This is a genomic window from Azohydromonas caseinilytica (assembly GCF_012927045.1).
Taxonomy (GTDB): domain Bacteria; phylum Pseudomonadota; class Gammaproteobacteria; order Burkholderiales; family Burkholderiaceae_C; genus Azohydromonas; species Azohydromonas caseinilytica.
Genome location: NZ_JABBFW010000007.1, coordinates 51,763 through 64,799 on the forward strand (window position 1 = coordinate 51,763; position 13,037 = coordinate 64,799).

Consider the following 13,037-nt stretch of genomic DNA (forward strand, 5'->3'; position numbering starts at 1 on the left):
TTTTCGGCGCTAAAGGTATTGAAGGGCTTGAAGGGTTTGAATTCTCCAAAGCGGCCTTTCAAGAAAGACCGAAGTCGGAAACCGATTCCTGTGGTGCGGATGGCACGGGCGGCGACAAACGCTTTGCAACAAAACGTCTGCTTGACACAATGCGCTGCATTCCAGTGTCCGGCGTCAAGCCGGTTTGAAGTCACAACAAGCGAGGGTTCCGTGTTGGACAAGATCGAACTGAAACCGCCGCGGCCGATCGGGCTGCAGGACATTGCCGACCAGGCTGAGCGCGCGGTGGCCATGATGGGCGAGATCCGCAGCGCGATGCTGGCGCCGACGGCGCGCAAGAACCCGCCGGTGTTCAACCTGAGCCAGCTCGCGGCGCTGTGCGGCATTGAGAAGGGCTCCTTGAGCCATCGCATGACGCGCGGCGACCTGCCGGGGGGCAAGCTCAACGAGTCGGGTTCGCGGCGCGAGTTCAGCCTGGCCGAGGCGCGGGCCTGGATTCGCGAGTACCGCAAGGACCACCTGCGCCCGGCCGGCGCCGAGGCGGTGACGCTGTCGATCGGCAACTTCAAGGGCGGCGTGAGCAAGACCACCACCGCCGTCACGCTGGCGCAGGGCCTGTCGCTGCTGGGGCACCGGGTGCTGGTGATCGACACCGACCCGCAGGGCTCGCTCACCACCCTGTTCGGCATCCTGCCCGATACCGAGGTGCAGGAGTCCAACACCATCCTGCCGCTGTGCATGGGCAGCGAGACCTCCATCCGCTACGCCATCCAGCCGACCTACTGGGACGGCATCGACCTGGTGGCGGCGGCGCCCGTGCTGTTCGGCGCCGAGTTCGCGCTGCCGGCGCGGCAGACGCAGGAGCCGGGCTTCGAGTTCTGGCGCGTGCTGGACCTGGGTATCGACGACGTGCGCGCTGACTACGACGTCATCGTCATCGACACGCCGCCGGCGCTGTCCTACACCACCATCAACGCCTTCATGGCCAGCAACGGCATCATCATGCCGCTGCCGCCCAACGCCCTGGACTTCGCCTCCGCGGCGCAGTTCTGGAGCCTGTTCTCCGACCTGACCACCGAGCTGCTGGGCCGGCGCGGCTTGAGCAAGGAGTTCGACTTCATCCACGTGCTGCTGGCCCGGGTCGATTCCACCGACGCCGCCAGCACCATCGTGCGCCAGTGGATCGGCCAGACCTACGCCGAGAAGGTGCTGCCGGTGGAGATTCCCAAGACCGCCGTCACCGGTGTTACCGCGGCCGAGTTCGGCACCGTCTACGACGTGGCGCGCTACGACGGCAGCGCGCGCACCTTCAAGCGCGCGCGCGACGCCTACGACTCCTTCGTCGGGCATGTGGAGGGCTCGATCCGCTCGGTCTGGGCCCAGCAGCAGCGTGCCGGCATGGCATCGGGCACGGCGCCCAAGCCTGTTGAACCGTTCAACACCCGCAAGGCGAGGGTGCGCGCATGAGCAAGAAGCTTGCGGCCAAGGCCGGGTTGATCCAGGTGCCGCCGGCGTCGTCCTCGGCGGCCGCTGCGGTGGATGAGGCCCGCGCCAAGACGGCGCCGGGCTCGATGCTGCAGTTCCTGTCCACGCAGTCGGCCGCCATCAAGGAGGCCGAGGACCTGCGCGAGCGGCTGCGCGAGTTCGAGGGCGCGGCGCCGGTGCGCGGCCTGGATGCGGCAATGATCCGGCCCTCGCGCTGGGCGAATCGGCATGAAGCCAGCTTCAACGATGCGGAGTTCCGCGAGCTGAAGGCCGAGATCGAGGCCGCCGGTGGCAACGTGCAGCCGGTGAAGGTGCGGCCGCTGTCGCCGGCCGAAGCGGTGGACGTGCCGGGCCTGCGCTACGAGCTGGTGTTCGGGCACCGCCGCCATCGTGCCTGCCTGGAGCTGGGCCTGCCGGTGCGAGCGCTCATCGAGGAAGTGAGCGACCAGCAGCTGTTCGAGGCCATGGAGCGGGAGAACCGCGGGCGCAAGAACCTCAGCCCCTGGGAGCAGGGCTGCATGTACCGGCGCGCGCTGGACGAAGGCCTGTATCCCTCGCTGCGCAAGCTGGCCGAGGCGGTGCAGGTGGATGTGTCACTGGTGTCCAAGAGCCTAGCGCTGGCGCGGCTGCCGGCGGCGGTGGTGGAGGCTTTCGCCTCGCCGCTGGAGATCCAGTTCCGCTGGGCCCAGCCGCTGTCCGAGCTGCTGCAGAAGGACCCGGACGCCGTGCTGGAGCGCGCGCGCGAGCTCAAGGCGCAGGGCAGGGCGCTGGCGGCCCAGGCGGTGTTCAACGCCCTCACCGGCCAGACGGCGCCCGCACCGGCGGCCGGCTCGGCGCACCTGCGCCGCGACGGGCGCAAGCTGGCCACGCTGTCGCGCGACGCCCGGGGCCGCGCCTCGCTGCGCTTCGAGGCCGGCGTGCTGCCGCCGGAGCGCGAGGCCGAGCTGCTGCAGCTGGTCGAGGACTTCATTCGCCGGCAGCCGGCGTAATGCCGCCGGCTGCCCTGCGGGCGGGCGACGGGAGGGGTGTTGAACCGTTCAACACCCCCCCGTGCCAACCGGGCACGGGCGCAGGAGCACCGCGAAGCTTGGTGCCACCCCTCGATTTCGACGCAGGGCGCTCGGCCCGGTAGGTGGGGCCAGCGCTTTGGGCTGCGTGGGCAGCGAAGCCCGGCGTGCCAGGTCCTGGCCGTGCCGAGGTGGCCCGACCGCGCACTGATTGGGCCGTAGCACCACCTGCTCCCTTGACCACTGGCGGCTGCTTGGCTGTGCCGGGAGGTGAGGCCGGGACTGCGTGCCGAGGCGCTGGTCCGGCCTGACCTGGGCAATTGCGAATGCGCGGCCCGAGACCGCTGTCGAAGGTGCACTTGCGATGGAACGGCGCTCGGCAGTCCGCGTCGCGTGCAGCGCTCTGTCGCGGGGCAATGGGTGGGCGACTGTCGAACCGGCCTGGTACCGGGGTGTTGAACGGTTCAACAGCCGCTCCACCTGCCTGCTGCGCCGGGCTCCACGGCCTGGGACCGGAGTACGGTTGAGCAGACTTCCGGGAAGAGGTCGGCGTCCCGCGCGTCGCCAGGGCGGCGCATGGTGCCGCCCTGGTGAGAAGGCGCTGCATTCCCTGTGGCCGCTCCGCGAGCCCCGCTCCTGTCCGGGGTGAGTGCAGCGATGTGCCGTGCCGACTTCAGCCGACAGGCCCTGCTGGTGCGCGTGGGCGACGGGCATCCCTGGTGTGACGCACCCATGTCGAAGCGATGATTGGGGCCCGGACGCTCCAGGGCCGTCGTTCCGCCCCGTTTCGTTGTTGTGTGCTTCATGGTGTTGAACCGTTCAACACGCTGCCGTGGGTGCCGGACCGGACGGCATGAGTCGGTTGCCGGCCCCGGCCGGGCCCGCCGTGGCCGCGAGAACCGCCGATTCGGCAGGCTGGTCACCATGTCCGGAGGGCTCTTTCAAAGCCACGGCCTGATGGCGAACGCGGCATCGCCGCGCGCCATGCCGTTCCTCGACCGCAATTCCTTCGCCGCAGAGCGGCGCGAGGCGCCCGGCCTTCGAGCCGAGAGCATGCCGGACGCCGGTCGGACGATCGGAAGCAGGGCGATGGAATGGACGCTTCACTCGGGATCGCTCAAGCACCGCATGCGACGGGCGCTGCACTTCAGCCTGTGGGGCGTGGCTTGCGGGAGTTGCACCCAGGAGCCGCCAATTCCCGTCACTGTTGAACGGTTCAACACCCGTCAAGACCAGCAGGGCGGTCCGGCAGGCCGGACTTGGGAGCTCCTGAACTGTCTCACTTCAAGCATGAGGGTTGCGGGCCCCCGACATACAGCTCGCTCCGCCGGCTCTGGCGTCCATGCCGCGCACCCGCTCCAAGCCAAAACGGGCACAACGCGCATGGCGGTCGCCGAGGTGCTCCACGGTTGCACCCGATCAACCAGTGAACTCGTCGCCGCCCGCCTTGCCCTATGCCGACGCGCCGTGACCGCACGCGAACAGCGCGGGTAGGGCGCTAGGCGGGAACCGGAGCTCCAGGGCGTTGAACGGTTCAACACGCGCTCTCCTCAGCACCGCCTGCTTGCGGCGGGCCTCCCGAAAACTCTCACACACCCGGGCACTGTCCACGCGGCGGTCCGGCCGCACCGACAGCACTGTCAGCGAAGATCGCGAAGAACGGCCGTCGGGCGCGAAACGGGAGCAGGGCGCTCGGCAGCGACGCAACCAGGAGCGCCTGGAAAAACTCCCGAAAGCTCTCACGTCCGCATCGGCCCCGGCGTCCGGTGCCATCCTTGCGCTGCGTGCTCCCGGAAACCCTCACGTTCCCGCGCCGTGCCGCGCCTCAGCCGCCGCGCCGGCGCACCTTGGCCAGCTCGCGCAGCATGAATTGCTGCTCCGGCCGGGTGTAGAGCGAGGTGGTCTTGAGGTCGGCGTGGCCCATGGCGCCCATCAGCGCCACCGGCAGCACGCCGTCGGCAGCGGCATTGTTGGCGAAGAAATGGCGCAGCCAGTGCGTGGATGCGCCGGCGAAGTCCGAGCCGTCCAGCGGCGGCTCGGCCAGGTGCGCGCGCTCGCCGGCATGGCGCAGCAGCCGCTTGAGCGACTGGTACAGCGCCGAGGGCTCCAGCGCGCCCCAGCGATCCGCTTGGCGGCGGCCGCGCTCCAGCGTCGGTACGCCCAGCTGGTCCAATTGCCAACGCGGCACGGCCGCGCGCAGCGCGCCGATGAGCGGGCGGCCGCCAGCGCCGTCCTCCATGCCGACATCATCGGTGTCCGTCCGGGCCGTGCCCGAGGGCGTCAACAGCGTGCGCAGCGGCGCACCCGGCTCGTGGCCAATGCCGGCCGCGGCCATGTCGGCCTGGTGCCGGTCGATCAGCGCCTTGATGTCGTCGTAGATCGGCACGCTGCGCCGGCGGTGGCCCTTGCCCAGCACCTCCAGCATCCACACCGTCTCGCCGTCGAACTGCTCGCGCCGCAGGCCCGACAGCCGCGCCGTGGCCAACTCGATCAGGCGCAGCCCGGTGGTGGCGCCCAGTTCCAGCACCAGCCGCAGCCGGCGCAGGCTGCGCGCCCGCGCGGGCTTGGCGTCCGGGCCGAGGTCCGCCAATCCGCCCGGCGCGCCGGCCTCGCGGTACAGCGCCTCCCAGCACTGCATCAGCCAGCGCCACTGCGCCTCGTCGAAGCTGCGCCGCACGTCGATGCCCGGCCGCGGCAGCTTCAGATGCGGCGTCACGCCGGCCGCGGCATTGGCGCCCAGGTAGCCGGCCTTCATCAGCGCGCCCAGCATCGAAGCCACGACGGTGAGCGCATGGCGCTGCGACAGCGCACTCAGCGGCCCGCGGAACGGGCGCCAATGCTCGCTGGAGCGGCTTTCCTGGCGCGGCTGCAGCCAGTCGCCGGGCGGGTGGGCGATGAAGCCGCGGTAGGCATGCAGATCCTCCTCGGTCACGGAGGACAGCGGCTTGCGCCGCACGCACAGGCACCACAGGTAGAAGCGCTCGGCCTCGCGCGCGTAGGAGGCGTGCGTGCGCGGCGACATGGCGTAGCGGCGCAGCCAGGCTTCGATGGCCTGCAGGTCGGTCTGCGCGCCCAGCACGTTGGGCGTGGGCAGCCTGAAGGTGCCATGGCGCCCGTCCAACTCGGGCGGCACGGCCAAGCGCTCCAGCGGCACGATGCCCAGGCGCCGGTCCTGTACCACGCGCAGCGCGCCTTCGCGCGCCAGGGCCAGCTCTCGCGCCGGGCGCAGCGCCGTCTCGCGCAGCGGATGTTTCAAATCTGCGGCCAACGGCCGGAGCCATTCCAGCAGCCGCTGCGCGCGCACCGCGCCCAAGCCCGGCACGAGCCGGTGCCAGCGCGCGCCATGCACGTTGGCGAAGTCCACCAGGTCGCGCAGCGTCAGCAGCCCGGCGCCGTGCAGCGCGGTGGCCAGCGGCGGGTTGAGCCACTGTGCCAGCGTGTCATCCAGTGCCGGCGGGGCCGACAGCGCCGTCGCAAGGCGGTTCAGCGCCGCCAGTTGCGCCGCGCGCGGCGGCGCAGCGGCCGTGGCCGGTTGCGGCAGTGGCGTGCCGTCCAGCCCGAACTCGGCGCGGTAGGCCTCCAGCCATTCGGCCTCGCTGCGGTCGTCCGGCTGCAGCTCGCCGGCGGCGCAGCATTGGTTGATCCAGTCCGCCAGCGTCGGCAGGCCGGCCGTGGCGGCTGTCGATGAGGGTTCGGCCAGCGCCGCAGTGGCTTCCGCGACCAGCCCCTGAGTGCGCGCGGCATGGGCAATCTGCTGTCGCAGCCGGCGCGTCTGCGCCGTGAAATGGCGCTCGTCGTCCGGCCCGCCGGCGAAGGCCATGTAGCGCTCCCAGGCGCTGCGCAGGTTCACGCCCTCGGCCAGCGCGCGCAGGAAGCTGAAGTGATGCAGCCGCAACTGCGCATGCGACGCCGCCACTGCCGCGGTACTGCCCGGCGGCCGACCCCGCGAACGCCCGCGCTCCAGCGTGCTCATGCTCGCCACAAGCCCGCGCAGGCTTGCCCGATGCCATCGAACCGGCGTGGAGGCACCGGCTCGACGCCGCCACAACGCTCCGGACGGTGCCGTCCAGCCACAGCTCCTGCCCATAACCTGAATATTTGTGATACCTGCATAACAAGAATTATCAGGGTATGTGCTGCGGGCTGGTGCAAGACCACCGCACCTCTTCAAGCAAGCCTTGCATTTGCTCTCGCCTGCGGCCCCGGGGCCGGCCCTCCAATCTCAGGGCCGGCTGCCTTGCGGTTGACCCGCTGCAGCCGGTGTCTCCAGGCTGGAGGTGTAGCCATGCAGTGCGTCAGCTGTCTTGTTCGGGCCGCGGTTCTCGCCGCGGCATGGGCCGTATCGAGCGTGCAGGCCGAAGCGCCGCGCTACCGGGCGGAGGTGATCGGCACCAGCCGCACCGACACCGGGGCTCTGGCGCTGAACAACGAGGGCGTGGTGGCGGGCCGGCGCCAGTTCGGCAACGGCGAGCCGGGCCACTTCATCTACCGCGACGGCCGCATCGAGCGCCTTCAGGGACTGGACGGATTGGCCGAGCTGCTGGACATCAACGACCGCGGCGAGATCGCCGGGCGGAACTACCTGCCCAATCGCTTCCCGTACGCCATGATCTACCGCGACGGCCGCGGCATCGACATCAGCGCGCCGCTGGGGTTCTTCGTGGGCGACGCCAACGCCACCGCCATCAACGAGGCGGGCCACGCGGTGGGCTATGCCGGGAGCCGGCTGTTCTTCCACGACGGCCAGACCACCCGCTACGTCTCGCATCCCGACCTGGACAACCGCGCCATGCTGGTCGCCAGGGACCTCAACGACCAGGACGCGTTTGTCGGCTTCAATGTCTTCGATGCCCGGGGCGACGATTTCGCCTTCGTCGTGCGGGACGGCCAGCTCACCCGGATTCCCGGCCTGGACGGCGGCTGGGCGCTGCAGGCCCACGCGCTCAACAACGCCGGGCAGGTGGTGGGCGCCACCCCGCTGCCGGGCTTCGGCTACCGGCCCTACCTGTACAGCAACGGCGTCACCACCGAACTGGGCAGCCTGCGCGGCGGGGACCCCCACGAAAACGCCGAGGCGGTGGACATCAACGAGCAGGGCTGGATCGTGGGCGCGTCCTACGCGCCGGACAGCGACGGCATCGGCTTCCTGTACCAGGATGGCCGCATGCACCGCATCGAGGACCTGGTGACGCCGGCGGCGGCGGCGCGCTGGGACGTGTTCCAGCCCCTGCGCATCAACGACATGGGCCAGATCCTGGCCTCGGCCGTCGATGCCCGCGGCAAAGTGAGCTACACGCTGCTGCTGTCGCCCGTGCCGGAGCCGGAGGCCTGGGTCGTGGCCCTGGCCGGCATCGGCCTGGTGGGCGCGGTGGTGCGGCGGCGTCGATATCAGGCGAGTTGAAGGCGCCGGCAACGATGGCCCGCAGCCCAGCACGGGTGCCGCGCCGGCCTACCATCCGGGCCATGTCTCCCTTGCTGCGGGCCGCCCTGGCCGAAGTCGAAACGTTTGCCGTCGAGCGCGGCTGGGCGCCGCCGTCGGCCCATACCGTCGAGGAGGCCCAGCGCCTGATCGAGGCCACGACCACCGCCTGGCCGGCACCGGCGGTGAGCGTGGAGCCCGACGGCGCGATTGCGCTGGAGTGGGAAGCCGATGCGCGCGGCTGGCTCAAGCTGAGCGTGCGCGGCCATGGCGAGATCGCGCACGAGGCCGTCATCGAAGGCGACGAGTACGAGCAGACCGAGCCATGGCCCGTCACGCCGGACGCCCACGCGCTGCCGGACTGGGCGCATGAGCTGCTGCGCCGGCTCTGGCCCTGCGACGCCTGAAGCGCCGCGCCGGGGCACGACGCTTCAGAGCTCGCTGACGAACTCGTGCGGGCTGGCGCGCGGGCGCATCGGCTTGCGCTGCGTGATGCTGCCCACGCTGACGAAGCACACCGGTTCCTCGCCGGGCTGCAGCCGGAACAGCTCGCGCAGCCGCGGCGACTGCAGCGACTGGCCGCTGGTCAGCGCCGCGCCGTAGCCCATGGCATGCGCCAGCAGCAGCAGGTTCTGCAGCGCCGCGCCCATGGACACCATGCGCTCCAGCGCCGGCATGTCCGGCTGTGCGGGGCCGAGCCGGGCGATGGCCAGCATCAGCAGCGGCGCGCGGTAGGCCTTCTCGCGCGCGTCGGCGCACTGCGCCGGCGTGGCCTGGGCATCGCGGTCGCGCAGCGCGGCTTCGAAGGCGTCGGCCAGCAGGCCGCGCCGCGCTTGCGGAACGATGACGAAGCGCCAGGGCCGCAGCTCGCCATGGTCCGGCGCCGCGGCCAGGGCCTGCAGCAACTGCTGCAGCTGCTGCGCATCGGGGCCGGGCTCGGCCAGGCGCTTGGGCAGCACGGTCTGGCGCGAGGCGATCAACGCCTGCGCCATCGCCGCAAGCTCTTCGTCACCGGCAAGAGGGTTGGAGGCAGGCATCGGATCGGAACGGCAAGGTGATGGAGGCAGCGCCGCCGCGCGGGGCTGCCGGCACGTGAGAGCCATTGTCACGGATCGGGACAGCAGCGCGCGCCGCGCGCGGGAAAGCGCCATGTTGTGGCTGCCGCCCGGCGGTGCCTAGAGTGCGCCGTCGAGCACCGCCCCGGATGCGCCTGCAACCAACGCCGTATTCCCATGTTCCATTCCATCCACCGGGGCTGGCTGATGCCCTGGCTGCTGCTGCCGGCGCTGGCCGCCGCGCAGGAGTCCCCGCGCGACGAGGCGGTCGAGGCCCGGGTCGAGGTCATCGGCGCCTCGCCGCTGCCGGGCCAGGCCGTCGATCGCGACGCGCTGCCCTACGCCACCCAGAGCGCCAACCGCGCCCGGCTGGACGAGGCCCAGGCCGACAACCTGGCCGACTTCATGAGCCGGCGCATGGCCGGCGTGCAGCGCAACGACATCCAGGGCAACCCGTTCCAGGGCGACCTGACCTACCGGGGCTTTCGCGCCTCGCCGCTGCTGGGCGCGGGCCAGGGCGTGTCGGTGTTCCTGGACGGCATCCGCGTCAACGAGGCCTTCGGCGACGTGGTGAGCTGGGACCTGCTGCCCGAGTTCGCGGTCAACACCGCCACGCTGGTGCCGGGTGCCAATCCGGCCTTCGGGTTGAACTCGCTGGGCGGGGCGCTGTCCTTCACCACGCATTCGGGCTTCACGGCGCCGGGGCTGCGCGCCGAAGTGCTCGGCGGCAGCCACGGCCGCCAGCGCGTGGACGGCTCCTGGGGCGGCAGCAACGACGCGGGCTGGCATGGCTACGCCGCCGCCACGGGCTTCGACGAGCGCGGCTGGCGCGACCATTCCGGCAGCACGCTCGGACAGTTTTTCGGCAAGCTCGGACGCTCGCAAGGCGAGCACAGCTGGGATGCCAGCCTGCTGCTGGCGCGCAGCCGCCTGGTGGGCAACGGCCTGGTGCCGGCCTACACGCTCGATGAGGACGCCGGCCGCAGCCCCGATCTCTACGCCGCGCGCCGCGCCAGCATCTATACCCACCCGGACATCACCCGCAACCGCCTGGCGCAGCTGGGCCTGCACTACAACCGCCAGCTCGGCACGCACACGGAGCTGGAGGCGCTGCTCTACCTGCGCCGCAGCACGCGCGACACCACCACCGGCGACGTGGCCGAGGACGCCGAGGGCGCGCTCAACGCCGCGCTCAATACCAGCGCCACGCGCCAGCGCGGCTGGGGCGGTGCGCTGGGGCTGTCCGGGCGCCGCGGCGCGCACCAGTGGCAGCTCGGCCTGCAGCTCGACGCCAGCCGCACGCGCTACCGCCAGCGCGAGCAGGAGGCCTTCTTCACCGCGGACCGCGGCACCGCCCCCGGCGACGAGGCGCCGGAGCTGGCCGCCGCCGTCGAGGGCAGCGCCACCGCCGTCGGGCTGTACGCCGCCGACACCTGGCGCCTGGCATCGCGCACCCATGTCACGGCCACGCTGCGCTACAACCGCGCCCGCGTCGCCAACACGCTGACCACGGTGGACGACGACAGCGACGCCGCCAAGGCGCAGCCGCGTGAAGTATTCACTTACCAAAGCGTCAACCCGGCGCTGGGCCTGACGCACCGGCTGGAGGGCGGGCCGACCCTGTTTGCCAACCTTGCGCGCAACAACCGCGTACCCACCGTGATCGAGCTGGGCTGCGCCGACCCGGCCAACCCCTGCCGGCTGCCGGCTGGCCTGCAGTCGGACCCCTACCTGAAGCAGGTCGTCTCGCGCACGGTGGAGGCCGGCCTGCGCTGGCCGCTGCGGCCGCGCACGCGCTTGACCCTGGCGGCCTACCGCACCATCAACCGCGACGACATCCTGTTCAGCAGCGTCAGCGCGACCAGCCAGCTGGGCTACTTCCGCAACTTCGAGCGCACCCGCCACCAGGGCCTGGATGCCGAGCTGCAGCACGCCCAGGGCCCCGTCACTGTCACTCTGGGTTACAGCTTTCTGGACGCCACCTACCAGGCCGACGGACTGTTGCGCAGTGGACCACGCAACGTGGCGGTGACGCCGGGCACCCGCATCGCCGCCTTGCCGCGCCACACGCTCAAGCTGGGCGTGGACTGGCGCGCCCAGCCGGCGCTGACGCTCGGGGCGGACCTGCAGGCGAGCTCGCGCCGCGTCACCGCGGGCAACGAGGACGGGCGCATCAGCGACGGCGGCGCCGTGGCCGACCTCAGCCTGCCGGGCCATGCCGTGCTCAACCTGCGCCTGAACTGGCGCGGCGCACAGGCCGGCGACGACACGCCGGGCTGGGAACTCATGGCGCGGGTCAACAACGTGCTCGATCGCCGTTACGAGAACTTCGCCACCTTGGGCGCTTCGGTGTTCGATGCGCAGGGCCGTTACACGGGCAACGAGCAAGCGGCCGTGTTCGTCGCCCCCGGTGCCCCGCGCACGGCCTACCTGGGGTTGCGTTTGCGTTACTGAATCAGGCGCAGGCCGAGGGGCCCGTGGCCATGCCTGGCCCGGCGCCGGAAGCGCGGTGCACGCACCAAAGCTTGTAATTCCTACAAGAAGCGGTGCGTGCCGCACAAGACCCAACCGGCCGGTTGGGTGCACAGCCATGGCGCACGGCTCGCCCCGCGTCAGCCCTCAAGGGCTGACCCGGACACCGAGGACCCCGCTCAATTCCAGAGCTTGGGCGCGCAGTTGCCGAATTTCGACGGGCACGAGTTCTTCAGGCCACCGGAGCCGCCGGCCGGGAACGCTTCACCCTTGAACATTTTCAGCACGTCGTTCCAGGGATTGTGGCGTTCGGTATAGCGATACCAGAAGATGTAATTCGCGTGCAGGCGGTCGCGGGCGAAACGGTAAATGTCGCGCACGTCGGGCTTGGTGTACGGACCGCCGTGACGGACCGCGTTATAGCAATCCGATTCCACCTTCATGCCGATCGGGACAATGCCCGTGGCATGCGCGTTGAATCCATAGGCGGATCGGTTCAGGTCCGGGTCGTTGATGAAAACGTCCGGGCCGCCCATGCCCACGCCCTTGTCCTTCATGTTCTCGAACAGCGCCGGCATGAAATTGGCCGGGTAATTGATGAACTGGATCACCACGCTGTTGGGAAATGCCTGGCGCGCCGCCGTATTGACCTTGGCCAGGTTGGAGAAGAAGCGCTGCTTCTGCTCGTCGCTGAGGTCCCTGACGATCTTGCCGAAGGCCGTCTCGTTGAAGGTGATCCCTTCGAAGGCGTTGTGCTTGTTGTAGCGCCGGCCCAGGGCCTGGATCAGGGCGATGAGGCGGTCGCGCACGTCGTCGTCGTACAGCGCCATGTTCTCGCCGAAGGTGCCCTCGATGGTGCCGATGCGGAAGGCGCCGCCGCTGTACTTCGCGGTGCGCATGTAGTCGGGCACGGCCCTGCCGCCATTGAAAGTCTTGGTGCCCAGCGTCAGGAACAGCCGCTTGCCCTTGGCCTGCGCCTTGTTCAGGTAGCGGTCGATGCGCGAGAAGTTGTACTCGCCCTTGCCCTTCTCCAGCTGCGTCCAGTCCGCACGCACCATGATGCCCTTGACGAAGGGCATGTTCTTGGTTTCCTCGAGGCCGGCGTCGATCACCCAGTCACCGGCGTTGGAGCCATATTCCACATAATGGCCGGGATTCCATTTGATCGTGTTGCCGCCGGCTTCCGGCGTCGCGCTCGCAGATTCGCGAACCGCACCGGATTCCATCGCGGCCGCGGCCGACGCATTGGCTTCCGCGGCCTGTTCGTTGACGAAGGTCAGCGGGTCCAGGATCGGGAAGGAATCACTGAGCAGGTCGTAAGGACCGAAACGGATGGAGGAATCCTCCGGCAGATCAACCTCGGCGCCAATTTGGGAAGAGGCCGGCGCCGTGCCTACCTCGATACCCTTGGCATATTCCCTCTGTTCGGCCACGGCATAAGTGCCGGCCGCGGTAGCGGATTCGGTTTGCGCGGTGGTTTCCTGGGAAAGATCCTCACCACCGCCGCATGCTCCAAGAAAGACGGAGCAGGCAATTGCACAGGCCGAAAGTTTCCTTTTGGTCAGCAGTTTCATTTGTTTGATCAACAGCACGCCCCGA

At 70.2% G+C, this 13,037-nt stretch carries 8 protein-coding genes; 5 read left to right on the forward strand and 3 right to left on the reverse strand.

Annotated elements, in window-relative coordinates:
- Nucleotides 1-210 precede the first annotated feature (210 nt).
- Both HHL10_RS11940 and HHL10_RS11945 read left to right on the forward strand, forming a co-directional pair.
- Nucleotides 211-1,467 (forward strand): AAA family ATPase, encoded by a 1,257-nt coding sequence (locus HHL10_RS11940; protein WP_310734583.1) that lies wholly within the window; start codon nucleotides 211-213, stop codon nucleotides 1,465-1,467.
- Nucleotides 1,464-2,474, forward strand: a complete 1,011-nt coding sequence (locus HHL10_RS11945) for a ParB/RepB/Spo0J family partition protein (RefSeq protein WP_169160590.1) — start codon at nucleotides 1,464-1,466, stop codon at nucleotides 2,472-2,474. The genes HHL10_RS11940 and HHL10_RS11945 overlap by 4 nt, the downstream gene beginning before the upstream one ends.
- 1,843 nt (nucleotides 2,475-4,317) lie before the next feature.
- Here HHL10_RS11945 and HHL10_RS11950 read toward each other — a convergent pair.
- Nucleotides 4,318-6,465 (reverse strand): site-specific integrase, encoded by a 2,148-nt coding sequence (locus HHL10_RS11950; protein WP_169160591.1) that lies wholly within the window; start codon nucleotides 6,463-6,465, stop codon nucleotides 4,318-4,320.
- Nucleotides 6,466-6,777: 312 nt separating this feature from the next.
- On the opposite strand from HHL10_RS11950, the gene HHL10_RS11955 reads away from it, so the two are divergent.
- Together HHL10_RS11955 and HHL10_RS11960 are read left to right on the forward strand one after the other, a co-directional pair.
- Nucleotides 6,778-7,893 (forward strand): PEP-CTERM sorting domain-containing protein, encoded by a 1,116-nt coding sequence (locus HHL10_RS11955; protein ID WP_169160592.1) that lies wholly within the window; start codon nucleotides 6,778-6,780, stop codon nucleotides 7,891-7,893.
- A 62-nt stretch (nucleotides 7,894-7,955) separates the two neighbouring features.
- Complete coding sequence (locus HHL10_RS11960) at nucleotides 7,956-8,318, forward strand: hypothetical protein (protein WP_169160593.1); 363 nt, start codon at nucleotides 7,956-7,958, stop codon at nucleotides 8,316-8,318.
- 24 nt (nucleotides 8,319-8,342) lie between these two features.
- On the opposite strand, the gene HHL10_RS11965 is transcribed toward HHL10_RS11960, so the two are convergent.
- The gene (locus HHL10_RS11965; RefSeq protein ID WP_169160594.1) at nucleotides 8,343-8,903 is read right to left on the reverse strand and encodes a nitroreductase family protein; all 561 of its coding nucleotides are present in this window, start codon (nucleotides 8,901-8,903) and stop codon (nucleotides 8,343-8,345) included.
- 240 nt (nucleotides 8,904-9,143) lie between these two features.
- On the opposite strand from HHL10_RS11965, the gene HHL10_RS11970 reads away from it, so the two are divergent.
- Complete coding sequence (locus tag HHL10_RS11970) at nucleotides 9,144-11,420, forward strand: TonB-dependent receptor (protein ID WP_169160595.1); 2,277 nt, start codon at nucleotides 9,144-9,146, stop codon at nucleotides 11,418-11,420.
- Between the two features lie 197 nt (nucleotides 11,421-11,617).
- Here the strand turns inward: HHL10_RS11970 and HHL10_RS11975 are convergent, their stop codons facing one another.
- Nucleotides 11,618-13,012, reverse strand: a complete 1,395-nt coding sequence (locus HHL10_RS11975; protein ID WP_169160596.1) for a hypothetical protein — start codon at nucleotides 13,010-13,012, stop codon at nucleotides 11,618-11,620.
- Between the last annotated feature and the right edge of the window lie 25 nt (nucleotides 13,013-13,037).

Bases quoted from the DNA above. Each gene is read 5' to 3' on its own strand.
- HHL10_RS11975 (WP_169160596.1), bottom strand. From the start codon at position 13,012: ATGAAACTGCTGACCAAAAGGAAACTTTCGGCCTGTGCAATTGCCTGC.
- HHL10_RS11965 (WP_169160594.1), bottom strand. From the start codon at position 8,903: ATGGCGCAGGCGTTGATCGCCTCGCGCCAGACCGTGCTGCCCAAGCGC.
- HHL10_RS11960 (WP_169160593.1), top strand. From the start codon at position 7,956: ATGTCTCCCTTGCTGCGGGCCGCCCTGGCCGAAGTCGAAACGTTTGCC.
- HHL10_RS11955 (WP_169160592.1), top strand. From the start codon at position 6,778: ATGCAGTGCGTCAGCTGTCTTGTTCGGGCCGCGGTTCTCGCCGCGGCA.
- HHL10_RS11945 (WP_169160590.1), top strand. From the start codon at position 1,464: ATGAGCAAGAAGCTTGCGGCCAAGGCCGGGTTGATCCAGGTGCCGCCG.
- HHL10_RS11950 (WP_169160591.1), bottom strand. From the start codon at position 6,465: ATGAGCACGCTGGAGCGCGGGCGTTCGCGGGGTCGGCCGCCGGGCAGT.
- HHL10_RS11970 (WP_169160595.1), top strand. From the start codon at position 9,144: ATGTTCCATTCCATCCACCGGGGCTGGCTGATGCCCTGGCTGCTGCTG.